We start from the raw sequence: 24,947 nt of genomic DNA, 5'->3' as shown, positions 1-24,947 counted from the left end.
TCGCTGGGCCGGGCCGGGCCGGGCTGGGCGGGCTGGTCAGCGCAGGGTTTGGGCGAAGCGGGCGGCGGGGTGTTCCATGTCGGGGTGTTCGACCGCGAGGGCGGTGGCGACGGCTGTGGTGAAGCCGCTGTCCGCGCCGTCCGCGTAGGCCGCGTCGAAGGCAGCGTCGCCGAGGGTCCGCCGCAGGGCTGCCTGCTGCGCGGCCCAGAAGCTCCCGAACTGGGTCGCCCGCCGAGCCCCGCGAACGGACTCCGCACCACCGAACAGCAGGGTCGCGGTCGTCGCATCGCCGCCGAGCGCGCACCGGACCGCGATAGCCGCCACGGCATCCGCCGCCGCGCCCCGGAACCCGTGCCGCAGCCGCGATCGGAGTGCCACCACGAGATGGTCATGCGCGGCGACCAGGTCACCGCGGCGCAACGCGACCATACCCAGGAGCCAGTCGACCGTACGCCGTCCGCGGTCCTCGGGCCGTCCCGCCTCCAGCACCCTGGCACCACCGAGCGTCTCCGCAGCCTCGTCCAGGGCATCCCGGCGCCAGAGCAGCTCAGCCAGCGCGACCACTACGGGCAGGGCCGCACCGGCCACACCGGAACGTTCAGCCTGGGCGATGACGTCACGGCACAGCTGCTCAGCCTCATCGACCAGGCCCGCTTCGAGGAGCGAGACGTGGTGACCGGCCGTCGCGCGTACGAGCAGAGCAGGATTGCCGGCCTGCCGCGCAAGAGCCTCCGCACGTTTCAGGAACCGGGTCCGCTCCTCCCGGTCGGCCGCCAGACCCGCATGCATGAGGTACGCGGAAGCCAGCTCGTCAGCGGTGATGCCGTCGGGATCGTCATCGGTGAACGGCTGACCCGGGTCGCCACTGATCCGCCGGGGCGCATCGCCGCCGTCGGGCACCCGGCCGTACAGGCGGTAAAGCAGGTCCCGCCCGTCGCGGGCACCGCCATGCTCACGCCACCACGGGTCGAGGGCACCGGCAAGCCGCAGTCCCGCCCGCACACTGCCCGCGGTGACCGACCAGCGGAGCGCAGCCTCCCACTCCTTCACGTACGGCGACAGCTCCGTCAACGAAACCGTCCGCGGCTGCCCGTCCGTATCAACCACAACCCCGTCAAGGATGTGCAGCGACCACAAGACATGACGCTCCCGCGCAGCCCGCTCCTCCCCAGCACCGCTGAGCCGCCGGGCAGCATAAGACCTGACCTGCTCCGACAGCCGATAACGAGGCCCACTGACAATGTCAACGAAGGACCGGTCAGCCAACTCCGAAAGCGCCCCGAACCCATCGTCGCCGGACCACTCGACAGTGGAGAGCTCAACCGGATTCGCAAACACAGCCAACCGCCGCAGCAGCGCGGCAGCCGGCCCGGAAAGCCCCCGATACGACCAATCAAGATTCTCGGTAAGACTGTCATGACGAGCCCGCGCATCCCACGTGCTCACAACATCGGTCCGGGCCCGCTCAATACCGAGCCGCCCACCCGAACCAAGCCACCCATCCGAAGCCACCCGCCCCTCGGCCGCCGCTCGCCCCTCCGAGGCCACTCGCCCTTCCGGCGCAGCTCGCCCTTCCGACGCAGCTCGGCCCTCTGATACTGCTCGCCCCTCTGATGCCGCTCGGCCCTCTGATGCCGCTCGCCACTCTGATGCCGCTCGTCGAGAGCCCGCGCTGGCCATCCGAGCCAGGGGCCTTTCGCCGGCCGAGTCCACATCGGCAACACCCAGCCGACCGATTCCAAGGGCAGGGCCCGAAGCTCCGGAGCCCACAGCCGCACCCGACCGGCCCAGATCAAATGACGCCCCCGCCCGACCAACGTCAAGAACCCCACCGGGCCGCCCGGAGTCAAGAACCCCACCGAACCGTCCGCCGCCGAGATCCGCGCCGGGACGCCCGGCGTCGAGAGCCGCGATCGGGTCGTCCAAGCGGGGCGCGAGCTGAGCCGCCGAGAGCAACCGGAGCCGGTCAGCCGCAAGCTCGATGGCCAGCGGATGCCCGTCCAGCTTCGAGGCCACCCGTGCCAGGTCGGCAGGCTCGTCGTACGGTCCGGGCCGGCCGCCGCGAGCCGTCTCGGCGCGCTCCGCAAGCAGGGCGTAAGCATCGGCCGGCGCCAGCCCGGGGAGACGCCAGATCATTTCCCCTGGTACGCCAACCGGCGCCCGCGACGTCGCCAGCACATCGAGGCGGGGGCAAGCCGCGAGTAGCCGCCGCGCGAGCCGTTTCGCCTCGGCCGGCTGAGCGTCACAGGTGTCGAGAACCACGAGAATCCGCCCGTTCCCGCACCGCTCGACAATCGACTCGATAATCGGCCGCGCCGGCTCGGAGCGCACCCCCATCGCAGCGGCGAGCGCCCGCTCCGGACTCCCATCAACAAGATCGACAACCCAGACCCCCTCCGGGTACGCCGTCAGCACGCCCCGAGCAGCCTCAAGCGCAACCCGGGTCTTCCCCGCCCCGCCACTCCCCGCAACAGTGACAATCCGGTGCCGCCCGAGCACCCCACGAAGCTCAGCCACCTCCGACTGCCGCCCGATGAACGGAGTCACCGCCGAAGGAATGTTGTGCACCGGCGCCCCCGGCGTCCTGGGCCGCGGGAACGAACGCTCAAGCCCCGGCGCGACGACCTGGAAGAGCCGCTCGGAGTCGTCGAACCCCCGAAGCACGTGCAGCCCGAGGTCAAGCAGGTCGAGCGAGACCAGAATGTCGTCCCGCTCGCCGCGGCCGGTGACCGGAACATCAGCCTTAACGATCCCTGCCGCACGAGCCCCGGCGAAGGTCCCGATTCCGGGCCCCTCCTGCGCACCGGGAGCCTTCGCAGACTCGGCGCGCACAACGGGCGCCTTTTCGGATCCGGCGCGCACCTCGGGCGCCGTCCCAGATCCGGTGCGCACAACGGGCGCCGTCCCAGATCCGGTGCGCACATCGGGCGCCGTCCCAGATTCGGTGCGCACAACGGGCGCCGTCGCGGATTCGGCATGTCGGTCGGGCGCTTTCGCAGATCCGGCGTGCCGGTCGGGCTGGAGTGTCCCCGACCATGTTGTCACTGCGAGCGCCGTCGATTCCGAGCACAGAATCTGGCCGCCATGGGCCGCCGCTGCCACCCGAGCGGCGCGGTGCACTTCGGTGCTCGTGTATTCGCCGGCACGCGGCGTGGCCCACCCGGTATGGATACCCATGCGCACCCGAGGTGCCGCATCAGAACTCGGCCACGGGTACGCGTCGAGCACCCGTTGTGACGCTACGCAAGCAGCAACCGCGTCCGTGGCATCCCCGAAGGCCACGAAGAAGGAGTCACCCTCCGTGAAAAGCTCCACACCGGAGTGATTACGCAGAGCTTCTCGAAGCAGGTCTCGATGAGCGTTGAGCACGCTGCCGTAACCCTCACCGAGCATCCGGGCCAATCGCGTCGAGCCCTCGATGTCGGTGAACACGAAGGTCACCAGCCCACTCGGCAGCTCGGTCCGTCCCAACACGGTATGAACCTCCGCCCCCTCGGGAAGTCGCGTTTCATGCTGCCGCACCGCAATCACGCCGGACATCGTAGAAACGGTCGGTAACCATCCACCCACCACAGCCGCCCCATGAAGGCCGACCTGCGGACGAGCCGTCGATACCCCGTACGGCACTACGAGTGACGTAACGACGCGGTTCATATTCCAGTCACGCGGCAGTCGGCCACTTCCGCCGACCCGAACGTACGTCCCCACAAGGGTCGCCCAGTGCGATTACCTGTGCGACTCCACAAGGTCACCACCTGATCACCAAAAGAGATCGCCCTCGCTGCACAGCCCCACCGCAGCGCCCGCCCCAAGCCGAACGCCAAGCAAGCCCCAAAGGTTGCGGCAACCAACCCAGCCCCCACCGGCCGCCCGCAACCCGAACCTGCCCAGTTCAGACCACATTCACCACAGCCGTCAACAAGATCCGACCGCATCGATCTTGCGAGCGGCCTGCTCACCGCACACCCATGCCATTTCTGGTCAACGAGCCGACACAGACTCCCCAACCCCGCTCAACGGCCTCCCGCCAAACGCAAGCGCCACCCATAAGGTGGACCCCTTCCGTGCCCGCCACCCCAGCCCGCCCACCCCACATCACCCCCGCGAGAAGACCGAACCAGCCACCCACCACCCCGGTAACACCGCGCAACATCAGCCATCCGCGTCGTAGATCCGTAACCCACCGCAACGAAGCCCCCAGCGGTGCAGCCCGGGGACCAGGCCCAAGCCTCGGCTCAGCCCGAAGACCAGACCAAAGCCTCAGTGCAGCCTCGGAACCCAGGCTCGAGCCTCGGCGTGACCCTGCTGGACTCGAGCCTCGGCGTGACCCCGCCAGACCCGAGCCTCGATGTGACCCCGGAGGCCTGGACCGGGCCCTGCTCGCAAGACCAGACCCAGTTCCATGTCCAGGACCAAGCCCACCGGTCGCCTACGACAGGCACCGCACGGCACCGAGGGCGGCGAGATCCGGCTCGGGGGCGAGGCAGTGCTGTCGGACACAAAGCCGGCAGCGCACTGTCAGCAGCACTGCGCGGCGCTGCCCAGCGAGACCCGGTAGCAGCGGGAAAGACGTCTGGCTTCGCCTGCTGCGCGGGCGAGATGTCTGCGGTGCACGGTCCGATGGTGGTGCGCCGCGCGAGATGAGGTGGTGACCTTGATCCCGTGGGCCTGCCAACCGGAGGCACGGTCATGGCCAGAGCCCCCGGGGTTAACAGCCGCAGGCGCCGCCGCAGCAGCCACCGCCGCCGGCTCCCGCCATCGGGGTCGGCGAAGCTCCGCCACCGCGGCCCGTAACGGCAACGGTGGAGAGGAGTTTGACAGTGTCGGCGTGGCCCTGCGGGCAGGTTGCCGGCGCAGCGGACTCTGCCATCGGGCGGTTGATCTCGAACGTGTCGCCGCAGGCGCGGCACCGGAAGTCGTATCGCGGCATCCGCACAGGGTAGGGGCTCGACGCGGTGATCCGCTGCAACGCAGTTGCGCGGTTGTCGGAAACCTTCATCGAGTCTGATCCATACCCTGCGTCCAAGCGTTCGCCCGGTACTCTCTTGCGGGTGGCTGACGGGCAGAAAACACCTCCTCATCGTCCGGCGGCACCGCACCTCGGAGGCCCCCTCGGCAGCTCCGGCGCGGCGCCCGAGGAAGACACGTTGTCCGCGGGCGGGACTGGATCTTCGGGTGGCACTGGGCCTGAGGGTGGCACTGGGCCTGAGGGCGGCACTGGGCCTGAGGGCGGCACTGGGCCTGAGGGCGGCACTGGGCCTGAGGGCGGCACTGGGCCTGAGGGCGAAACGGTGCCCGCAGGTGGCGCGGTGCCGAAATCCCGTGAGATTCCCGAGCCGAAGCCCACCCAGAACATAACGCCCACAGCCGCAGAGCCCGCGGGCCCGAGTCTCCCCGCCCCGAGCCTCCCCGCCCCGGACCCGAAGCGTAAGGGCCTCGAAGCGAGCAAACCCGAAGCGAAAGAAAAGGCCGGAGCCGACGCCACCGCCACCGACGCCACTGCCGCCGATGCCCCCCACAAGGCAGTCCAGGTCACGCCGGCCGACAAAACGCCCCCGACCAAAAACGCGAACAAGGACGACACAGGCAAGAAGGACGACACAGGCAAGAGCGAGGCGGACAAAAGCGACGCCAGCAAAAGCGACGCCGATGATGCCAAGTCGGCTGCTGGGGACAAGGCCGGCAGGGGCGGCCCGAACAAGGACTCCTATGTCGGAAGCATGGCTCCGCCCTCGGTGACAGCTCTCGCGCTCGCCTCCCGGACGCCGTCCTCCCGTGGGTCCGCCTCTCGTGGCCTGCGGAAGGCCGGCCCTGCCCGGATGGCCCGTAGCACCTCCGAATGGGCGAAGCGTCCTACCGGCAGGTTCATTCTTCCGGCCGTCGTCACTGTGCTGCTGCTCGGCGCCGCGGGGACGGCCGGGGCGTACCTCGTTCCGCAGGCTCTGGAGTCGGCGCCCACGCCCACCGTGACCCCCGGCTTCGGTCAGGACGCGGGAGTGCCGGTGACGTCGGCTTCCGCTGCGCCGTTGCCCAGCCTGAGCACCGGTGCCGGGGTGATTACCCCGCCCGCGCTGCCGACGGGGGTCCCCACGGCCACGACCCCGGGCGCCGTGACCGGGGCACGGCCCGCCGATGCTCTCGCCGGGTGGGCTCAGGAGACCGGCACCCGCGCCGGCATCCCGGTCGTCGCCGTCCAGGCATATGGCTATGCCCAGCTTGTCGCTGCCCGCCGGACGCCGACCTGCAATCTCAGTTGGACCACGGTCGCCGCGATCGGCAAGGTCGAGTCGGATCACGGCAGCACCGGGAACTCTGTGCTCAACACCGACGGCACGGTGTCGCCGGACATCTTCGGCCTGCAGCTCAACGGTGAAGGCGGCCGACAGGCCATCCGGGACACCGATCAGGGCCTGCTCGACAAGGACGCCACGTGGGACCGGGCGGTCGGGCCGATGCAGTTCATCCCGCAGACTTGGAACGAGCTCGCGGTTGGTAACGTTGTGGACGCCGACAATGACGGAATTTCGAACCCGAACGACATCGACGACGCGGCACTCGCGACAGCCACCTATCTGTGCAAGGGCGGACGCGACATGTCCAAGCCGGACGCCTGGTGGGAGGCCATTTTGACCTACAACGCGGTCCGCCCGTACGCCCAGGAGGTCTACCGGATGGCCAACCAATATGGGCAGCTGAGCCGGGGTTAATCCGCAACCGACAGTGACGGTTCGCGTACATTTGCCGGGCCAGCACTTCCCTGATGGTCGAGATACCGGCAAGCTGTACTCGTGAGGGTGCGTGAATGGGATCCCCGGTCTGCGTCGGACGAGGAGATCCGATCGCTCGTGGAGACGTTGAACAGGGTGCTGGCCACAGACCTTCCGGACGATCCACCATGGCAGGAGATCCAGGTCAGGGAATACCTGGCCGAGACGATGCCGGGCGAGCGCAGGATCAGCTGGGTGGCCGAGGACGACCGTCTCCCCGAGGGTGAGAGCCAGGTTTTCGGGCATGTGACGCTGCTGCTGCTCGGCAACGCGGGAGTGCTCGAGGTGCTCGTGCACCCGAATCTGCGTCGCCGTGGCCTCGGCCAGCAGTTGGTGGCGGTCGCCGCTCGTCGCGCCTACCTCGAAGGCTTCTCGTCGATCAGCGTCGAGGCGATCGGTGGCACGTCCGCAATCGCTTTTTACGAGTCGATGAGCTTCTCGAAGGACTATGTCGAGACACGCAGCGTGCTCAACCTGTCCAGCGTGGATTGGAGCTCCTTGAGCGCCATGGCGAACGGGATCAGCCCGGGTTACCGGGTGGAGTATCACCCGGGCGGCCCGTCGCAGCCGCTGCTGGAGGCATACGCCCAGGCCAAGCTCGAGGCACAGGACGGCGACGAGAACGATCCCGACAGCCGCCCGAGCTCCGCGGACCCGCAGCGTCTGCGGGACAGCCTCGACACGCTGCACCGCAGGGGTCTCAAGCCCTATGTCGTGCTGGCGATCCACGAGGAAACCGGCGAGGTCGCGGGTCTCACCGAGCTGGTTGTGCCGGCGCAGCACCCGGAGCGCGCGGATCAGTACGACACCATCGTCGTGCGCAAGCACCGCGGTTATGGCATCGACCGGGCTATCAAGGCCCGGATGCTCTTCGAACTGCGGACGGCCGAGCCCACCCTGCGGCAGGTGCAGACGTGGAACGCGCAGCACAACGAGTCGATGTTGAAGGTCAACGCGGAGCTGGGATTTCAGTCGGACCGTGACTGGTACGAATACGCCGCCGACGTCGCCCAACTGGTGCAGCGGTTGGAACCCACGGACTGACGGCCATGGGCCGAATCCGTGGGCTCCTTCATCCAGTACGCCTCTGAGCACCCGGCCAGAGTGCCCGAATCAGCGGATCAGCGCTGGGCGGCCTGTGGACAGAGCCGCATTGTGGATAACCCAAATCCGGGCTCGACAGCCGAGTACGTTAGCCGCATGAAAACCCGGCACACAGGCCGCAATGAATGGCTCAGTAGCGATCGCGGAGGAGCTGGGCCGCCTCGGTGGCCCAGTAGGTGAGCACGATCTGGGCACCCGCACGCTTGATCGACGTGAGGGTCTCCAGCATCACGCCCTGGCGGTCGATCCAGCCGTTCGCGGCGGCGGCTTCGACCATCGCGTACTCACCGGAGACCTGGTAGGCCGCGACCGGGACGTCCACGCGGTCACGGACGGCCGCCACGACGTCGAGGTAGGGCAGCGCGGGCTTGACCATGACCATGTCCGCGCCCTCGGCGACATCGAGGTCGACCTCGCGCAGAGCTTCACGGATGTTGCCAGGGCTCTGCTGGTAGGTACGGCGGTCGCCCTGCAGGGTCGACTCGACGGCCTCGCGGAAGGGGCCGTAGAAGGCACCCGCGTACTTCACCGCGTAGGCGAGGACCGCGGTGTCCTGGTGGCCCGCCTTGTCGAGGGCTCGGCGGATTACGCCGACCTGGCCGTCCATCATTCCGGAGGGTCCGACGACATGGGCCCCGGCCTCGGCCTGGGCGACGCCCATCCGGGCGTAGAGATCGAGGGTGGCGTCGTTGTCCACCGTGCCGTCAGCGGTGAGCACGCCGCAGTGACCGTGGGAGGTGAACTCATCAAGACACAGATCGCCCATGACGACCGTGGAATCGCCGACCTCGGCCACGACGTCGCGGATGGCCACGTTGAGGATGCCGTCCGGGTCGATGCCGCCCGAGCCCGTCTCATCCTTGTTCTCGTTCTTCGGCACGCCGAAGAGCATGATCCCGCCGACGCCGGCCCGGACGGCCTCGTGCGCGGCTTTGCGCAGCGACTCACGCGAGTGCTGCACGACGCCGGGCATGGAGGAGATCGGGCGGGGCTCGGCGAGGCCTTCCTTGATGAAGACCGGGAGCACCAGCTCGGCGGGCGAGATGCGGGTCTCCTCCACCAGGCGGCGCATGGCAGCCGAACGCCGAAGCCGGCGCGGGCGAATGTCGGGGTACGACATGCTCACTCCCTCAGCCAGGTCGGCCACAGTGGGCCGGCGAAGCACCAAACCGGCCCAGGCAGGTCGGCGATAAACCAAACCGGCCCTAGCAGGTCGGCGATAAACCAGGTCGCCGGTCAAGGCGGACGACCGGACCAGCAAAGTCTGCCGCGCGGAAGGCCGGCAGACCAGCAAGCTCACCCGGAGAACCCGGCGAGCTGCCCGACGGGCCGGGCCGGTGTGAGGAACACCAACCCAGGCCAGGCCGGTGCGAAACACCAACCCGGGCCAGGCCGGTGCGAAAAACACCAACCCGGGCCAGGCCGGTGCGAAAAACACCAACCTGGGGATGGGCCGGCGCGAAAACACCAGCCCGTCCCTGGCCGGTGCGAAAAACACCAGCCCGTCCCTGGCCGGTGCGAAAAACACCAGCCCGTCCCTGGCCGGTGCGAACAGACACCAGCCCGGGGATGGGCCGGCGCGAAAAACACCAGCCCGTCCCTGGCCGGCGCGGAGAGCACCAGCCCGGGGATGGGCCGGCGCGGAGAGCGCCAGCCCGGGGATGGGCCGGCGCGGAGAGCACCAGCCCGGTTCAGCCGTTCAGCGGCCCGCCGAGGCGGGACCGCAGGTCATGCCACCGCCCGATCGCCCAGCGGAAAAAAGGTCGGGCGAAACGGTCGGGCGAAACGGTCAGCGGAAGCGGAGGGCTGTGGGGCCCTGGACCTTCGAGCCGCGGCGCTGCTTGGCGGGCATTGCTGCGAGCTTTTCGCGGAGCTCGATCGCGTACGAAGCGAGGGCTTCGACGAGGTCGGGGACCGAGGCGTGCTGGGGCTGGACGTCGACTCGGAGGCCGAATTCCGTGGCCGTCTCGGCTGTCTTGGGGCCGATGACCGCGACGACGGTGCGGGCGTGGGGCTTGCCTGCGATGCCGACGAGGTTGCGGACCGTGGAGGATGAGGTGAAGAGGACCGCGTCGAAGCCGCCTGACTTGATGGCGTCTCGGATGTCGGCCGGCGGCGGGGCGGCGCGGACGGTGCGGTAGGCCGTGACGTCGTCGACTTCCCAGCCTCGTTCGATGAGGCCGGCGGCGAGGGTTTCGGTGGCGATGTCGGCTCGGGGGAGCAGGACGCGGCCTACCGGGTCGAGGATCTCGTCGTGGGGGGAGAACTCGGCGAGGAGGCCTTCGCTGGACTGGTCGTCGGCGGGGATCAGCTCGGGCTGGATGCCGAAGTCGCGGACCGCGTCGGCGGTGGCTTCGCCGATGCAGGCGATCTTGACGCCGCCGAAGTGGCGGGCGTCGAGGCCGTGTTCGGCGAACTTCTCCCAGACTGCGCGGACGGCGTTGACCGAGGTGAAGACGACCCAGGCGTAGCGGCCGTCGACGAGGCCCTTGACCGCTCGTTCCATCTGCGCGGGGGTGCGCGGGGGTTCGACGGCGATGGTGGGGACCTCGCACGGGATGGCGCCGTACGCGCGGAGCCGGGCGCTCATTGCGCCTGCCTGCTCCTTGGTGCGCGGGACGAGGACCTTCCAGCCGTAGAGCGGGCGGTTCTCCCACCAGCTGAGCTTGTCGCGCTCGGCGACGTCGCCGCCGACGGTGAGGACGACGCGGCCGGTGAAGCCGAGGGCTGCGGCGACGAAGCTGTCGACCGTGGAGGTGGTGGTGTACTGGGTTTCGCCGGTGCCGTCGCCGGTGACGCCGACGGGAGTGCCCGGCTCGACGCCCGAGGCGAGGAGGCCGTCGCGGACGGCGGCGAGGTCGCCCGCGTCCACGGCCACCGCGAAGGAGCCCTTGAGGGCGGCCGCGGCGAGGGCGTCGAAGTCGAGGGCGGTGACGTCGTCGACGTCGGCGACCGTGCGCACGGCCGGCAGCGGGACGCCCGCGTAGGTGGCGACGCCCTCCGCCTGGCCGAGGCCCGGCACGACCTCGAAGTGCACCGCGGTGCGGGCGACAGCCTGCACCTCGTGGACGACGGACTCGTGGCCGAAGGGGTCGCCGGCGACGAGGTGGACGGCGGACAGCCCGGACTTCGCGGCCGAGAGGAGCACCTTGGCGACATCGCCGGGTGCGCCTTCGGCCGGGCTGAACTGGGTGTCGTCCTTGGCCTCCGCCTTGATCGCCGCAAGCAGCGACTCGGGCACACCTCGGTCGTACACGACCTGGTCGGCCTCGGCGAGGGTGTCGTGGGCCCGGCGCGTCAGCAGCCCCGGGTCGCCGGGTCCGGCGCCGACGAACGCGATGCGTCCGGCGCGGTTGCGGGCGGTGCGGGTGGTCATTCTGTGCTCCCCATCAGGGTGTCGGCGCCGGCCTCGAGGAGATCGGCGGCGAGCGCCTTGCCGATCTCCGCCGCGGCGGCGGGCGTACCGGTGCGCGACAACCGGACAGCTCGGGTCCCGTCCGGGCTGATCACCGCACCGCGCAGGTAGATCTCGTCGCCTTGCTCGCCTTCGGCGAGCTCGGCGTGTGCCGCGACCGGGGCGGAGCACCCGGCCTCGAGCGTGGCGAGCATCGCCCGTTCCGCCGTGACGGCGAAGCGGGACGGTGCGTGGTCGAGTGCCCCCAGCAGCTCGACCAGGTCAGTGTTGCCGGACCGGCACTCGACGGCCAGCGCACCCTGGGCGGGTGCGGGCAGCATGAGCATCGGATCCAGCGTCTCTGTTATCTCGGCGGCCCTGCCGAGACGCATCACGCCGGCCCTCGCCAGGACGACCGCGTCGAGGTCGGCCTCAGGGCCGAGCACCCGCGCGATTCGGCTGTCGATGTTGCCGCGAATCGGCGTGACCTGCAACTGTAGGCCCAAGGCATGCAATTGCGCGATTCGGCGCACCGCGCCCGTGCCGATGGTCGACCCCGCGGAGAGCTCCGTGAGGGTCTTGCCGTCACGGGCGACGAGCGCGTCGCGCGGGTCCTCCCGCTCGGGCACAGCCGCGATGTGCAGGCTGGGTAGTAACGCGGTCGGCAGGTCCTTGTACGAGTGGACCGCGAAGTCGATCTCATTGTTGAGCAGCGCGTCGCGCAGCGCGGAGACGAACACGCCGACGCCCAGCTCCGCCACCGGGGCGGCCGAGCGGTCACCGGCGGTGATGATGCGGACCAGCTCGACCGGGGTGCCGGTGCGCTTGGTCAGCTCGTCGGCCACCATCTGGCTCTGGGCGAGTGCGAGCTTGCTGCCACGGGTGCCGAGACGTAGCGGGGTGGTCACGCTTTCCCTCCGATCTCCGGCACGGCGTCCGCCTGGGTCGCATGCGGGACGTCGAGGTCGAACAACTCACGCAACAGGGCCGCATACTGGTCGCCGCCGGGCTCCGCCGCAAGTTGCCGGACCCGGACGGTGGGCGAATGCAGCAGTTGCTGGACGACGCGGTGCAGGGTGCGGGCCACGTCGGAGCGCTGCTCGTCGGTGAACTCCGGACGGCGCGAGGAGAGCTTGCGCAGCTCGGCGCTGACAACCTCGTCGGCGCGGGTGCGCAGGGCGGCGACGGTCGGGGCGATCTCGGCGCCGCGCAGCCATCCGAGGAACTGATCCACCTCGGTACTTACGATCTGCTCGACCGCGGCGGTGTCGGCGGCGGCCGGCAGTGCGCGGCGGCTGGCGGCGAGCCCGTCCATGTCGACGACGGTCACATGGGGCAGCGCGGCGACCTCCGGCGAGACGTCGCGCGGCACTGCCAGGTCGAGCACGACGAGCTGCCGTGAGCGGCCCGCGAGGCGCTCCGCGGTGAGCACCGGCTCGGTCGACGCTGTGGCGCAAACCACCAGGTCGGCCTCGGCCAGCGCCTCGTCGAGGGAGTCGAAGGGGACCGCGGTGGCGCCGTAGGCCTCGGCGAGCCGGGCGGCCCGGTCGGCGCCGCGGTTGGTGATCTTCAGCGGGCCGACGCCGGAGCGGGTGAGGGTCGCCACGGAGAGGGCACCCATCGCACCGGCGCCGATCACGAGGCCCTTGCGGCCTGTCAGGTCGCCGCCGAACGCGTCGGCCGCGACCTCGAGGGCGGCGCTGACCACGCTCTGGCCGGCCTTGTCGATGCCGGTCTCGGCGTGCGCGCGCTTGCCGACCCGCAGCGTCTGCTGCATGAGCTCGTGCAGGAGCCGGCCGGCGGAGTCGGCCTCGGTCGCCGCGTGGTAGGCGTCACGCAGCTGGCCGAGGATCTGCGCCTCGCCGACGACCATCGAGTCGAGCCCGGAGGAGACCCGGAACGAGTGGCGCACGGCCGCCTCGTCGTAGTGCACGTAGAGGTGACTCGCGAGCTCGTTGGCCCCGATGCCGGACTCCTCGGCGAGCACGTTGCAGACGTCGCCGAGACCGCCGTGGAAGCCGGTGACCGCCGCATAGACCTCGACCCGGTTGCAGGTGGAGAGGACGACCGCCTCGCCGACATACGGCTGGGCGACGAGTTTCTGCAGTATGGCGGGGATGTCCGGGCCGGCTATCGAGAGACGCTCGAGGGTGCCGACTCCGGCTGTCTTGTGGGACGCGCCGACGCTGAGCAGGTTCACGATCCGACCGCCTCCTGGTTTTCGCCCTCGCCGACCAGCCCGCCGGGCAGGGCGGTCAGCGAGGCCTTGCGGTGTTCGTGGAACGACAGGATCTGCAGCTCGATGGCGAGATCCACCTTGCGGACGTCGACACCGGCCGGGACCGAGAGCACACAGGGTGCGAAGTTGAGGATGCTGGTGACCCCCGCGGCCACCAGATCGTCGGCAACGCCCTGCGCTGCACTCGGCGGGGTCGAGATGACCCCGATGGTGATGCCGTCCTCGACGACGGAACGGCGCAGCTCGCCGACGTGCCGCACGGTCAGCCCGTTGATCGCTTTGCCGACCTGTTCGAGATCGGCGTCGAAGAGAGCGACTATGCGGAACCCGCGGCTCGCGAACCCGTCGTAGCCGGCCAGCGCGTGGCCCAGGTTTCCGACGCCCACGAGGGCGACGGCGCGGCGCTGGTCGAGGCCGAGGATGTATTCGATCTGGTCGATCAGCAGGGTGACGTCGTAACCGACGCCACGGGTGCCGTAGGACCCGAGGTGGGACAGGTCTTTGCGGAGCTTGGCCGAGTTGACTCCCGCCGCGGCGGCGAGACCCTCGCTGGAGATCGTGTCGGAGCCGGCTTCCGCGAGGTTGTGCAGAGCGCGGAGGTACTCCGGCAGTCGCGCGATCGTCGCTTCCGGAAGATCCGGGAAGGCGGGCACTGCGCCGGCGTTGCCGGGCGTGTTTCCATGACGCTGCTGACTCATCTGACTCCGTGCCGACAAGGTGGCGAACCTGCGGTGAGCCCTCTGTGGCCCGGATTGACCGGCTGTGGTAGCGGGGCTCGTCGGAGTCACAGAGTAGGCGCTTGTGAAGGCGTGCACAAATCGCGATCTTGATAGCGGAACTGGACAAAGATCGAGTCAGCGTGCTACTCGCACGCCGACATCCATCCGAGTATTACCGCTTCCGAGGCCCCACTGCCAACAACGTCGCGATCCCGACGACGAGTATCACAGTGCCTTGGCGATCGACACCGCTTCCATTAATGAGTCCGCGACCGGAACGCCCGATGCGCGCAGCCGATTCGGGTCGGTGAAACCACCGGTATAGAGCACGGCGGCCGCGCCGACCGATACCGCGGCATCCGCGTCATCGATGGAATCCCCGATCAGCACACAATCCGGGCCCTGGATCTTCAGCTCGGCGAGGTGCCGGGCCAGATGAGCGGCCTTGAGACCGCCGTCGACCTCGGTGGGGCGGCCGTCGATGCGGGCGAAGACTCCGGCCAGGCCCCGGGATTCGACCGCCGGGATCAGCTCGCTGTGGAACCACATCGACAGCAGCGACTGCGTGCCCTGCCAGGCCTTGATCGCCGCCTCGGCGTCCGCCGCGAGCGGGATGGTGGTCAGGCCGAGCCGGTAGGCGTCGTGGAAGATCCGGTCGAGCTCCTCGAACTCGTCGTCGCTGATCGCCCGCTCGAGGATCTCGGCGTAGAACTCGGCGACCGGGCGGCGGAACCGCGAGCGGTGCTCGTCGGAGTCCACGCTGCGGCCGCCGACTCTGGCGAACGTCTCATTGGTGGAGGCGACGACCAGCGAGAGGTCGTCGAGCAGGGTGCCGTTCCAGTCCCAGACAAGATGATTTCGAGCCACGGCCGTGACGTTACAGCCGAGGGGCCCCCGGAGGTCGAGCCATATCCCGGAGCAACCGCTCCTCCTCGACCCGCCAGTAGCCGTGCTCCTTGCCGTCGAGGATCACCACCGGCACCCGGTCGCCGTAGTCACGCTCCAGCTCGATCGAGCCCTCGACCTCCACCCTGGTCCAGCCAGCGGGCGCGATCCGGTCGAGCACCTGCTCGGCCTCCTCGCAAAGGTGGCATCCGGCGCGGCTGATCAAGGTCAAACGAGGCGACAGATCCATTATCGGAGGGCTCCCTTGCGTACTTTGCCGATCGCGGAGTGCGGCAACTCACTCACCAGCTCGATACCGGCCGGCAGTTTGAACCGGGCCAGCTGCGTCCCGAGGTAGGCGTGCAGCTCGGCCGGGGTGGGTGCGGGGTCGAGGGCGGGAACGACATACGCGTACGGCGCCTGGCCGGTGCGCTCGTCGGGCACAGCGATCACCGCGGCTTCGAGCACCCCGGGGTGGGCGTCGAGGACGCGCTCGATCTCGGCCGGGTACACGTTGAAGCCGTTGATCAGGATCAGCTCGCCGATCCGGTCGACCAGGACGAGGTCACCGCCGGCGTCCGCATAGGCGATATCACCGGTCCCCCACCAGCCGTCGGAGGAAGGACCGTCCTCGCCGCCGGGCCAGTATCCCGAGAAGAGATTCGCGCCACGCACCACGATCTCGCCGGGATCGGTGCCCTCCGAAGCCAGGTCGAGCTCCAGTTCGTCGTCCTCCGCCGGGGTGGTGACGCCGTCGCGCCACAGAACCGCGCCGTCAGCCGAACGGAGAAGCAACGAAATGCCCGGCAACGGACGGCCGATCGACCCGACTTTCGCCCGGTCGCTCACTGCCGTGGTCGTCAGCACCGGTGCCGCTTCGGTCAGGCCGTACCCGATAAGAATGCCCTTGCCCGTCGCCAGGGTGAAACGCGCTGCAACGGCCGGGTCCAAGGGCGCCGCGCCACAAACAGCGGTGCGCACAGAACCGAGGTCGACATCGGGCATCAACGACCAGGCCGCATACATCGAAGGAACACCAATGACGGCCGTGACCTGGTGTTCTGCAATCAGCGCGAGCGTTTCGGCGGGATCGAAACGCTCCGCCAGAACACCGCAGGCGCCATGCTGGGCAACGGCGCCGAGCCCGGTATTGAGGCCGTAGGCATGAAAGAACGGAATGGCGAGCAGCACCACGTCGTCGGCACCGATAACGGGCGGCTCGATACGCGATAATTGCTCATTGTTCGCGGAAAGTGCCCGGTGCGTGAGCATGGCACCCTTCGGCCGCCCACTGGTCCCGGACGTATAGAGCAGAACCGCGAGATCATCGGTGGCCGGCCCGGGCGTCGCGAGTGGCGGTCCGCCTTGCTCCAGCGATTCTTCTTGTACGCGCTCCACATCCGACAAACGCACAGGACCCCGTCCTGCGTTCGCCACGACAACACGAACCGCCCCGCTGTCGGCAAGCGCGAATTCGATCTCGTCATCGGCGTACGACGGATTCAAGGGAACAGCCACCCGCCCGGCCCGGAGCGCGCCGAAATACGCGATGGCGAAGCCGGGCGTATTACCCAGAACAATCGCGATCCGATCACCGGGAGCACTGCCCGCAGCCAGGTACCGCGCCGCACTCTCGACGCGTTCGTCCAGCTCGGACCAGGTCAGAACGGTGTCACCGGCGATGAGTGCGGGCCGGTCGGGCGTCTGTCGTGCGGCGGCTCGGACCGGATCGGGTGCCGGGCTCGCGGAGAGGTCTCCCACGACGCCCGAGTCTGGCACATGTCCCGGACGGCGGCTGTGACGCAGATCGGCCTATGGCCGCCGCCAGTGCGTCGTTCATCGTGACAGAAGGACGCTCCGCCCGGTCTGCGCCACTTCGTACTATTTTCGGGCAACGCACACACTGTGCGACTTGGTGTGCACAGATACGGCAATACTTCGCCCCTGTGTAACGGAGTCCACATCCGTGGGTGAGGTCGGCCTGCCAAGTTCCTGGCCGCTTCACCCCGTTTTGTTGTGGACGGCCTTTCGGCCACCCCCTCAACGACGGCCCGCCGGGTCAAGGAGGCGCAGTGAGTCATGTGTACGCCGGCGATCCGTTCAATCGCGACATTTTCGCGGCTTATCCGAGCGTGCCGGAGAAACTGAGCGCGCTCGGCAAGGGCGTCGCCAATGCCATCCGGGGCGACGGACCCAAGCGGACCCGGAACCGGCCCCACATCAACGAGTCACCGAGCCGGCACCTGCCCGGCACCGGGAACTCGAAGGGCGGCCGTGTAGTCGCCCCCGGCCGGCCGCAAACACCGCAGCAACCCGGGCCTGAGCGCCGGGCGAGCGTTACCGACGCCGATCAGACCGTCGTCGTACCGACCCAGAGCACCACCGGCCCGCCCAGCGAGTCGGAACCACCGAAATATCCCGCCCGCCCCGACCCCGGCGACGCCGCCGCGGAGGTCTGGGCGCTCGTCGAGCGGGCCCAGGGCGGCGACTCGGCCGCCTTCGGGCTGATCTACGACCGCTACGTCGACACCGTCTTCCGTTTCGTCTACTTCCGGGTCGGCAACCGCCAACTCGCCGAGGACCTGACCTCCGACACCTTCCTGCGGGCGCTCAAACGCATCGGCAGCTTCACCTGGCAGGGCCGTGACCTGGGCGCCTGGCTGGTCACCATCGCCCGCAACCTGGTCGCCGACCACTTCAAGTCGGGGCGTTACCGGCTCGAGGTGACCACCGGCGACGTGCTCGACGCCGATCGCGAAGATCGTGGCCCAGAAGGTAGCCCAGAGGCGGCCGTCGTCGACCACATCACCAACGTGGCGCTGCTCACGGCGGTGAAGCAGCTCAATCCCGAGCAGCAGGAGTGCATCGTGCTCCGTTTCCTGCAGGGTTTCTCCGTCGCCGAGACCGCACAGACCATGGGCAAGAACGAAGGCGCCATCAAGGCCCTGCAGTACCGGGCCGTCCGAGCGCTGGCCCGGCTGCTGCCCGAAGGGTTCCAGTGGTGATGGGAAGCCTGACCTTGTCGATCTCTGCGGCCTCAACGACGCCGGTTCCACCCGTAACCGCGCATGCCCGTCAAGCGTTTGTCCGGGTGCGACCCGTGGTGGACCAACGGTCCGCCATTTCTGTCGCGCCCGCTGACACCGTCGTCGGCGGGTCAGTCACGAGCGAAGGGGGGTGCCCCCGGTGAAGTTCGATTTCCTGGATCGCCGGAGCGCCGAGCGCTTCGCGGAGCTTCTCGACGAGACGAGCGCGGGCCGTCGCCACCACACCCGGGGCCGGGCCGACGAACAGCTCGCCGAACTGGTCGCCATCGGGCACCGCCTCTCCGCGCCACGACCCGGGGTCCAGGTGGAACCGGAGTTCCGGATGGGGCTGCGGGCCATGCTGGTCGCCACGGCAGAACGCGACGGGATCGGGGAGGGCGCGGCGACCACCGATGACGAGCCCGAGGCCACCGCACCTGTCCGCAAGCTGCTGGGGCAGGGCGGGCGACGCATCCGGGCCCGCGGCGCGATCGTCATCGGTGTCGCCGCCGGGGCGATGGCCGTCTCGGGGATCTCCGCGGCGAGCGAGAACGCCTCGCCGGGTGATGCCCTCTACGGCGTCAAGCGCTCCACCGAGCGGGCCCAGCTGGCGATGGCCGGCTCGGACATCACCCGTGGGCAGTTGTCGCTGACGTTCGCCCGGAACAGGCTCTCCGAGGCGGTCTCGATGGACGGTGACAACGTCAAGTTCCCGGCCGCGCTGGCCGACATGGACGCCGACGCCACGCAGGGCGTCAAGCTGCTCACGACCTCGGCTGTGACCCGCGAGGACCCGACCGGCCTCAACTACGTCGACTCGTTCGTGGACACCCAGCGCCGCGTGCTGACCCCGGCCCTCGAACGGCTCAATACCGCCAACCGGGAGCGGGCTCTCGCGTCGCTGGACCTGCTCGACCGGGTTCAGGACCGTTCGGAGCACATCCGCGACGGCTTGGCCTGCGATGCCGAACTGGCGCCGAGCGACCCCCTCGGGCCGTCGCTGAGCTCCTGCAAGGCGGGCTCCGAGACCTCGTCATCCTCGGGCGAGCGCCGTCAGGGCCAGACCCATACGCAGAGCACCGGCGGCGAGAAGAACAAATCGTCGTCCAAGGGCGACAGCGACACCACGGACGACAAGAAGAAGAGCAAGTCCGACCCGAAAGCCACCGACGAACCGACGGCTGAACCGACGGCGACCACAGGTGGCAAGGCCTCGGTCGCTGAGCAGGCGGAGGAGGCCGAGCCGTCCAAGAGCGTCTCGGCCGACCCGGAACCGATGGTCTCCGAGGATCCCGTCACCCCGCCGTCGGCGGAGGACAAAGGTCTGCTCGGTGGCCTGTTGGGGAACCTGTTCGGCAAGGACTGACACACCCACCAAAAACATGGCGAGGGGCGGTGCCGACTTCAAGAGTCGGGGCCGCCCCTCAGTGTCTATTGTACCGGTTTAGCGCCCGAACGGATCCGGCCGTTTTTCCAGCAATGTGTGCAGAGTGGCCTGGATCGTCTCGCGGACCTGGTCGGCGAGGTTGTAGACCACCATCGGGTCGTCGGCGTACTCGGTGAGGTGCGCGGTCGGGATCGGCTCGCAGAACTCGATGAGCCACTTGCTCGGCAGCGGGACCAGGCCGAGCGGGCCGAGCCACGGGAATGTCGGGGTCACCGGGAAGTACGGGATGCCGAGCAGGCGGGCCAGCGGCTTGAGGTCGGCGAGGATCGGATAGATCTCCTCCGCACCGACGATGGCGACCGGCGTGATCGGGGTGCCGGTGCGCAGTGCCGCGGAGACGAAGCCGCCCCGGCCGAAACGCTGCAGTTTGTACCGCTCGGAATAGCGTTTGCCGATGCCCTTGAAGCCCTCCGGGAAGACGCCGACCAGCTCGCCCTCGCTCATCAGGCGCTCGGCGTCGGGATTGCATGCCACCGTGGCGCCGGCCTTGCGGGCGAGCTCGGAGAGCACCGGCATCCGGAAGACCAGGTCGGCACCGAGCAACCGAAGGTGCCGTTGAAGAGGGTGCTTGTCGTGCAGGGCGGTGGTCAGCATCAGCGCGTCGAGTGCCAGCGTGCCGGAGTGGTTGCCGACGATGAGCCCGCCGCCGGTGTCGGGGATGTTCTCGACGCCGAACACCTCGGTGCGGAACCAGTCGCGGTAGAGCACCCGCAGCATCGGCTGGAAGACGCTGTCGTTGAGCTCACGGTCGAAACCGAACTCGTCCACGTCGTACGCACCCGCGAGCCGGCGCCGCAGGAAGGCCAGCCCGCCGGCGACGCGCTGATCCCACACGTCCACCGGATCCGGCGCCGGGGCCTCCTCGACGACAGGCGCGGGCTTCTCGGGAATCGGGCGCTTGCCGTTCAGCGGCTTGTAGGGCTTCTCCTTGGGCAGCGCGAAGTTGGCATGCCCGGGCAGCGCCTTGTGGTATTCGTCCTGACTCATGACTCGACACCCCCGGAGGACGCCGCCGCGCGGAGCTGCCGGACGCCGTCCAGGATGGCCCGCTCGGCCGCCTCGAGCCGGTCGGCGGTCAGCGACGACCCGTTGCTGTGACCCTTGATGAAGTCGTCGAAGGCGGCCGCGGTCGTGCGTGGCGTGAAACCGAACTCCTTGACCAGCCGGGTCGTGTCGACCACCCGGCCGTGCACGAAGAGGTCCACCTGGTCGAGGCCGATCTGACCGACACCGACCGAGCGGGCGACCGCGGCGAGTGAGGAGAGCGTGCCCTCGGGCAGCGGCACGGAGATCCGGCCGGCCCTGCGCACGGCCTGGGAGAGCGCGAGGACCCCGGCACCGGCGACGTTGAACGTGCCGGGATGGTCCTCGATGACCGAGCGGTGCAGGATTTCCAGCGCGTCGTCGACGTGCACGAACTGGAGCCGGGCGTCGCGGCCGAGCACGGTCGGCACCATCGGCTGCGCGAAGTAGCGGGTGAGGGTGGTGTCGGCGGTCTCGCTGATGAACGGCGCGAACCGCAGAACAGTGGCGGCCACCCCGGGACGACGGCGCCGGAAGCCGCGCACATAACCCTCGATGTCGAGGATGTCGCGCGCGAAGGAGCCACGCGGCACCGCACGGGGCTCGGTCTCCTCGGTGAAGACAGCCGGGTCGCGAAAGGACGCGCCATAAGCGGCCGTGGAGGAACGCACGACCAGCTTGCGCAGCCGACCGGCACTCTGCGCGGCCGCGAGCAGCTGCATCGTCCCGATGACGTTCTGCTCTTTCATGGCCGCGCGCCCACCGTGCTGCGGGTCGGGCGCGCTTGTGACCGCGAGATGCACAACCGCTTCCGCACCGAGGTCGGCGACGACACCGGTGGCGGCCCGCGCGTCGGCCTGGATCAGTTCGACGTCCGCCAGCAGGCCCGCGAGGGCAGGCGGCGGCTCGTGCGGATCCAGGCCGATGACGCGATCGACACGAGGGTCGGCGGCGAGCCGGGACGCGACGCGAGCTCCGAGGAAGCGGCTGACCCCGGTGACCACGACGACCCGCGGCGGGGCCGCGGCTTCGGACGAGACCACGGGCGCGCCTCTCACATGCGGCTTCGGTCGAGAACGGCTATGCCTAGACAGCAACGCAGCCTGGTGACGGCTCTGCCGGAACACCGAAGACAACCGGTGCGGCCGAGCCGGGATCGGCAAGTGAGCAGGCCGGGCAGATCGCCCGGCCGGTCATCACTTGCCCAGACGGCGACGCTGAACGCGGGTCTTGCGCAGCAGCTTACGGTGCTTCTTCTTCGCCATACGCTTGCGACGCTTCTTGACCACGGAGCCCATACGTCATGCCTCTCGAAACCATGTGGGGCCGGCCGCGGCGCGCGTGAAAACACGCACCGACCGGACTGCTAGCGGTTTGCCCCTCAGCCGCGGCGCCAAACGCACACGAGCTATCACGGGGCGAACCGCACCAGCGTAGCCGCCCCTCCCGCACGGGACCAACACGGCCCCTCAAGCAGTCTGCGAGAACGCCCCACGCAGGTACGTGTGAACCGCGTGTTCGGGCACCCGGAACGACCGGCCCACCCGTACCGCACTGAGCTCGCCGCCGTGCACCAGCCGATACACGGTCATCTTGGAGACCCGCATGAGCGCGGCGACCTCGGCGACGGTGAGGAAGCGCACCTCAGCAAGGCGCTCCTCCGTCTGGGTTGCTGGACCCGTCATCTCCTCGCACCGATCCTTTCGCAGGCGCCCTCACCACCGCTGGACTGTCGCGACGTGGCTGATGGGCGCGCGTGTCTTCAGTACGGTATCGAGACCTCTGTGACCACCGGGCTACGTTCCGTGAAATCGCACCCGAGAAGTCAAGACGCCACGCCAGCAAAGTCCCCCAAAGGGGACCGACTTCTTACTTCTTGGAGGTCAAGGCCTTGCCGAAGAAGGCGACGTTGGCGGGGCGCTCGGCGAGGCGGCGCATGAGGTAGCCGTACCACTGGTCGCCGTAGGGCACGTAGACCCGGACGGTGTGGCCGGCTGCGGCGAGCCTGGTCTGCTCCTCCGGGCGTACGCCGAAAAGCAGTTGGAACTCGAACTCGTCCGACTGACGGTCGAACCAGCGCGCCCTGTCCTCCGCGATCGCGATCAGCCGGGGATCGTGCGTGGCGACCATCGGGTAGCCCTCGCCGGACATCAGGATGTTGAGACAGCGCACATACGCCTTGTCGACATCCAGCGCCGACTGGTACGCGACCGATTCAGGCTCGGCGTAGGCGCCCTTGCAGAGCCGCACCCGCGACCCGGCGGTGGCGAGCTCGCGGCAGTCCCCCTCGGTGCGCCGCAGGTAGGCCTGCAGGACAGCACCGGTGCTGGGATGGTCCCTGCGCAGCTCGGAGAGGATCTCGAGCGTCGAATCGGTGGTCGAGTGGTCCTCGGCGTCGAGGGTCACCGTGGTGCCCGCCTCGGCCGCGGCGGCGCAGATCGCGCTCGCGTACTCGTACGCCATCTTGTCGTCGAGTTTCTGGCCGACGGCCGAGAGTTTGAGGCTCACCTCGGCCGCCGGGGTCAGTCCTGCGCTCTTGAGCCGGCTGAGCAGCAGCAGGTACTGATCCCTGGTCGCGGCGGCCTGCTCGGCGGTCAGGGTGTCCTCGCCGAGGTGGTCCAGGCTGACCGCGAGGCCGTCGTCGGCGAGCACCCGGCTGGTCCGCAACGCGTCGTCGACCCCCGCCCCCGCGACGAACCGCTGGACGATCCCCTTGCTGACCGGGACCGAGGAGATCAGCCGCTCCATCCGGGACGACCCGGCGGCGGCGAGAAAGACGGATCGGAGCATGTGCCGAGCGTATAACCCGGGCCGCTCCGGGTCGCGGTAACCATGTCTCGACCGTGTTCGTAACGGATGGGGGCGGCTACGGTTGTCGGGTGAACTTCGATGCGTACGCGCGTACGGCCGTCGACCTCGTCAACGCCGGCCTGGACGACCTCGATGGGCTCAAGGCGATGTTCGACGGCGAACTGGCCTGGATGGGCGCCGAGGTCACCGACAAGGACCTGGCAGCGCTGCGCCGGGCCCAGCGACGGCTGCACGACGTCTTCGAGTACGGCACGAGCGGCCGCGACGCCGAGGCCGTCACCGAGCTCAACTCCCTGCTCGAGGCCTACCCGGTGCAGCCACGCATCTCCGGGCACGACGCCGGGGACTGGCACATGCACGTCACCGGGCGTGGCGCGCTGGTCAGCGCGGAATATCTGGCCGGCGCGGTCTGGGGCCTATCGGTGTGGCTGTGCGAATACGGCAGCGCGCGCTTCGGCATCTGCGCGGACGAGCGCTGCGGCAATGTCTATCTGGACACGTCGTCCAACAACTGCCGCCGCTTCTGCTCGGAGCGCTGCGCGACCCGCTCCCACGTCGCCGCCCATCGGGCCCGCAAGCGCGCAGCCACGCTCACGCCGGCGTAGAAAACGCCGGGCTTCCCGAGGGTGCCGGCGCGAGGTGCCGTCGGGCGAACTCAAGCGACTCGCGCAGGTCCTGGACCCGTACCTCACGGTTGGCCACCTTGCGGGTGCTGACCTCGAGCGCCACCGAGCCCCGGAACCCCCGGGCCGACAGCGACTGGAGCAGCTCGGCGCAGGGCTGCGTGCCCCGGCCGGGCACGAGGTGCTCGTCGCGCCCCTCGCCGGTGCCGTCACCGAGGTGCACGTGTTTGAGACCGGCACCCATCCGGTCGGCCAGCTCCATCGAGTCGATGCGCGCAGCCGCACAGTGCGACAGATCCAGCGTGTACGCGTCGAAGCCGACCTCCGTCGGATCCCATCCCGGGGTGTAGGGCACAAAATTCCGCCCCGCCATTCGCACGGGAAACATGTTCTCGATCGCGAAAGTGATGTCCGGGTGCCGGGCCTGCACCTTGGCCAGCCCCGGCTCGAAGTTGCGCGCGTAGTCCCGCTGCCAGCTGAACGGCGGGTGCACCACGACCGTGGGGGCTTCGAGCGACTCGGCGAGCTCGGCCGCGCGGTTGAGCCGTTCCCAGGGGTCCGGGCTCCAGACCCGCTGGGTGACCAGCAGACACGGCGCGTGGACCGAGAGCACCGGCACGCCGTAGTGCTTGGCCAGGCCCTGGAGGGCACCGGCGTCCTGGCTGACCGCGTCGGTCCAGACCATGACCTCCACGCCGTCGTAACCCACCGTGGCCGCCATCTCGAACGCAGCCGAGGTCGGCTCGGGGAAGACCGAGGAACTGGACAGGAGTACGGGGACATCCGAAGTCACGTATCAAAGGGTAGTCCGGCCGGTCACCCCCGCCACTGTCCTGCGCGGAAGGGCCCCGCTGCGCGGTTGTGCAGGGCAGACGCGCGTACGCTGTGCCAGGTGAGTCGCCGCACCCA

At 69.3% G+C, this 24,947-nt stretch carries 22 protein-coding genes and 2 pseudogenes; 6 read left to right on the top strand and 18 right to left on the bottom strand.

Annotation, left to right across the window (positions count from 1 at the left end):
- Positions 1-36: 36 nt before the first annotated feature.
- From Ahu01nite_RS20530 to Ahu01nite_RS52040, 3 genes and pseudogenes are all read right to left on the bottom strand, one after another.
- Positions 37-1,071 carry a hypothetical protein gene (locus Ahu01nite_RS20530; RefSeq protein ID WP_239159007.1) on the bottom strand — a complete coding sequence of 345 codons (1,035 nt, stop codon included), beginning with the start codon at positions 1,069-1,071 and terminating at the stop codon, positions 37-39.
- 168 nt (positions 1,072-1,239) lie between these two features.
- Positions 1,240-1,680, bottom strand: a pseudogene (locus Ahu01nite_RS52130) (hypothetical protein); the annotation flags it as partial.
- A 1,371-nt stretch (positions 1,681-3,051) separates the two neighbouring features.
- Positions 3,052-3,540: pseudogene (locus Ahu01nite_RS52040) on the bottom strand (adenylate/guanylate cyclase domain-containing protein); the annotation flags it as partial.
- Between the two features lie 862 nt (positions 3,541-4,402).
- Between Ahu01nite_RS52040 and Ahu01nite_RS20520 the strand changes: the two are divergent.
- Positions 4,403-4,558 (top strand): hypothetical protein, encoded by a 156-nt coding sequence (locus Ahu01nite_RS20520; RefSeq protein ID WP_203838180.1) that lies wholly within the window; start codon positions 4,403-4,405, stop codon positions 4,556-4,558.
- A gap of 150 nt (positions 4,559-4,708) precedes the next feature.
- On the opposite strand, the gene Ahu01nite_RS20515 is transcribed toward Ahu01nite_RS20520, so the two are convergent.
- A complete protein-coding gene (locus tag Ahu01nite_RS20515; RefSeq protein WP_203838179.1) occupies positions 4,709-4,930 on the bottom strand; it encodes an FmdB family zinc ribbon protein in 222 nt (73 codons plus the stop codon).
- A gap of 379 nt (positions 4,931-5,309) precedes the next feature.
- Between Ahu01nite_RS20515 and Ahu01nite_RS20510 the strand changes: the two genes are divergently transcribed.
- Together Ahu01nite_RS20510 and Ahu01nite_RS20505 are read left to right on the top strand one after the other, a co-directional pair.
- Positions 5,310-6,707, top strand: coding sequence for a lysozyme family protein (locus Ahu01nite_RS20510; protein ID WP_203838178.1), 1,398 nt, complete (start codon positions 5,310-5,312; stop codon positions 6,705-6,707).
- An 81-nt stretch (positions 6,708-6,788) separates the two neighbouring features.
- Positions 6,789-7,811: a GNAT family N-acetyltransferase gene (locus Ahu01nite_RS20505; protein WP_203838177.1), complete on the top strand. Its 1,023-nt coding sequence runs from the start codon at positions 6,789-6,791 to the stop codon at positions 7,809-7,811.
- A gap of 190 nt (positions 7,812-8,001) precedes the next feature.
- On the opposite strand, the gene hemB is transcribed toward Ahu01nite_RS20505, so the two are convergent.
- The 8 genes from hemB to Ahu01nite_RS20465 all read right to left on the bottom strand — a co-directional run bounded on the left by hemB (position 8,002) and on the right by Ahu01nite_RS20465 (position 16,869).
- Positions 8,002-8,991: a porphobilinogen synthase gene (hemB, locus tag Ahu01nite_RS20500; RefSeq protein ID WP_203838176.1), complete on the bottom strand. Its 990-nt coding sequence runs from the start codon at positions 8,989-8,991 to the stop codon at positions 8,002-8,004.
- 669 nt (positions 8,992-9,660) lie between these two features.
- A complete protein-coding gene (locus Ahu01nite_RS20495) occupies positions 9,661-11,247 on the bottom strand; it encodes a bifunctional uroporphyrinogen-III C-methyltransferase/uroporphyrinogen-III synthase (protein ID WP_203838175.1) in 1,587 nt (528 codons plus the stop codon).
- Positions 11,244-12,173 (bottom strand): hydroxymethylbilane synthase, encoded by a 930-nt coding sequence (gene hemC, locus Ahu01nite_RS20490; protein ID WP_203838174.1) that lies wholly within the window; start codon positions 12,171-12,173, stop codon positions 11,244-11,246. Before hemC ends, Ahu01nite_RS20495 begins: the two co-directional genes overlap by 4 nt.
- Positions 12,170-13,465: a glutamyl-tRNA reductase gene (locus Ahu01nite_RS20485; protein WP_203838173.1), complete on the bottom strand. Its 1,296-nt coding sequence runs from the start codon at positions 13,463-13,465 to the stop codon at positions 12,170-12,172. The genes hemC and Ahu01nite_RS20485 overlap by 4 nt, the downstream gene beginning before the upstream one ends.
- A complete protein-coding gene (locus Ahu01nite_RS20480; RefSeq protein ID WP_203838172.1) occupies positions 13,462-14,202 on the bottom strand; it encodes a redox-sensing transcriptional repressor Rex in 741 nt (246 codons plus the stop codon). The genes Ahu01nite_RS20485 and Ahu01nite_RS20480 overlap by 4 nt, the downstream gene beginning before the upstream one ends.
- A 246-nt stretch (positions 14,203-14,448) precedes the next feature.
- On the bottom strand, positions 14,449-15,090 hold the full coding sequence (locus tag Ahu01nite_RS20475; protein ID WP_203838171.1) for an HAD family hydrolase: 642 nt from the start codon (positions 15,088-15,090) through the stop codon (positions 14,449-14,451).
- Positions 15,091-15,100: 10 nt separating this feature from the next.
- Positions 15,101-15,358, bottom strand: a complete 258-nt coding sequence (locus tag Ahu01nite_RS20470; RefSeq protein ID WP_203838170.1) for a glutaredoxin family protein — start codon at positions 15,356-15,358, stop codon at positions 15,101-15,103.
- Positions 15,358-16,869 carry an AMP-binding protein gene (locus Ahu01nite_RS20465; RefSeq protein ID WP_203838169.1) on the bottom strand — a complete coding sequence of 504 codons (1,512 nt, stop codon included), beginning with the start codon at positions 16,867-16,869 and terminating at the stop codon, positions 15,358-15,360. Before Ahu01nite_RS20465 ends, Ahu01nite_RS20470 begins: the two co-directional genes overlap by 1 nt.
- A gap of 320 nt (positions 16,870-17,189) precedes the next feature.
- Between Ahu01nite_RS20465 and Ahu01nite_RS20460 the strand changes: the two genes are divergently transcribed.
- Together Ahu01nite_RS20460 and Ahu01nite_RS20455 are read left to right on the top strand one after the other, a co-directional pair.
- Positions 17,190-18,113, top strand: a complete 924-nt coding sequence (locus Ahu01nite_RS20460; RefSeq protein WP_438874799.1) for a sigma-70 family RNA polymerase sigma factor — start codon at positions 17,190-17,192, stop codon at positions 18,111-18,113.
- A gap of 181 nt (positions 18,114-18,294) precedes the next feature.
- A complete protein-coding gene (locus tag Ahu01nite_RS20455; protein ID WP_239159003.1) occupies positions 18,295-19,500 on the top strand; it encodes a DUF5667 domain-containing protein in 1,206 nt (401 codons plus the stop codon).
- A gap of 78 nt (positions 19,501-19,578) precedes the next feature.
- Here the strand turns inward: Ahu01nite_RS20455 and Ahu01nite_RS20450 are convergent, their stop codons facing one another.
- From Ahu01nite_RS20450 to Ahu01nite_RS20430, 5 genes are all read right to left on the bottom strand, one after another.
- On the bottom strand, positions 19,579-20,568 hold the full coding sequence (locus tag Ahu01nite_RS20450; RefSeq protein WP_203838166.1) for a lysophospholipid acyltransferase family protein: 990 nt from the start codon (positions 20,566-20,568) through the stop codon (positions 19,579-19,581).
- On the bottom strand, positions 20,565-21,647 hold the full coding sequence (locus Ahu01nite_RS20445; protein WP_203838165.1) for an NAD-dependent epimerase/dehydratase family protein: 1,083 nt from the start codon (positions 21,645-21,647) through the stop codon (positions 20,565-20,567). The genes Ahu01nite_RS20450 and Ahu01nite_RS20445 overlap by 4 nt, the downstream gene beginning before the upstream one ends.
- A gap of 153 nt (positions 21,648-21,800) precedes the next feature.
- Complete coding sequence (locus Ahu01nite_RS20440) at positions 21,801-21,902, bottom strand: 30S ribosomal protein bS22 (protein ID WP_007465623.1); 102 nt, start codon at positions 21,900-21,902, stop codon at positions 21,801-21,803.
- A gap of 171 nt (positions 21,903-22,073) precedes the next feature.
- Positions 22,074-22,289, bottom strand: a complete 216-nt coding sequence (locus tag Ahu01nite_RS20435; RefSeq protein WP_203838164.1) for a helix-turn-helix domain-containing protein — start codon at positions 22,287-22,289, stop codon at positions 22,074-22,076.
- 184 nt (positions 22,290-22,473) lie between these two features.
- Entirely contained in the window at positions 22,474-23,394 is a 921-nt protein-coding gene (locus tag Ahu01nite_RS20430) for a proline dehydrogenase family protein (protein WP_203838163.1), read from the bottom strand.
- An 89-nt stretch (positions 23,395-23,483) separates the two neighbouring features.
- On the opposite strand from Ahu01nite_RS20430, the gene Ahu01nite_RS20425 reads away from it, so the two are divergent.
- Positions 23,484-24,020: a CGNR zinc finger domain-containing protein gene (locus Ahu01nite_RS20425; protein ID WP_203838162.1), complete on the top strand. Its 537-nt coding sequence runs from the start codon at positions 23,484-23,486 to the stop codon at positions 24,018-24,020.
- Here Ahu01nite_RS20425 and Ahu01nite_RS20420 read toward each other — a convergent pair.
- Positions 24,007-24,831 carry a sugar phosphate isomerase/epimerase family protein gene (locus Ahu01nite_RS20420; RefSeq protein WP_203838161.1) on the bottom strand — a complete coding sequence of 275 codons (825 nt, stop codon included), beginning with the start codon at positions 24,829-24,831 and terminating at the stop codon, positions 24,007-24,009. The two genes, Ahu01nite_RS20425 and Ahu01nite_RS20420, sit on opposite strands and share 14 nt — an antisense overlap.
- Positions 24,832-24,947 lie beyond the last annotated feature (116 nt).

The sequence above is a fragment of the Winogradskya humida genome, assembly GCF_016862215.1.
GTDB lineage: Bacteria > Actinomycetota > Actinomycetes > Mycobacteriales > Micromonosporaceae > Actinoplanes > Actinoplanes humidus.
Note: the sequence above shows the minus strand (reverse complement) of the source record. Positions and strands in the feature narration are given on the sequence as shown.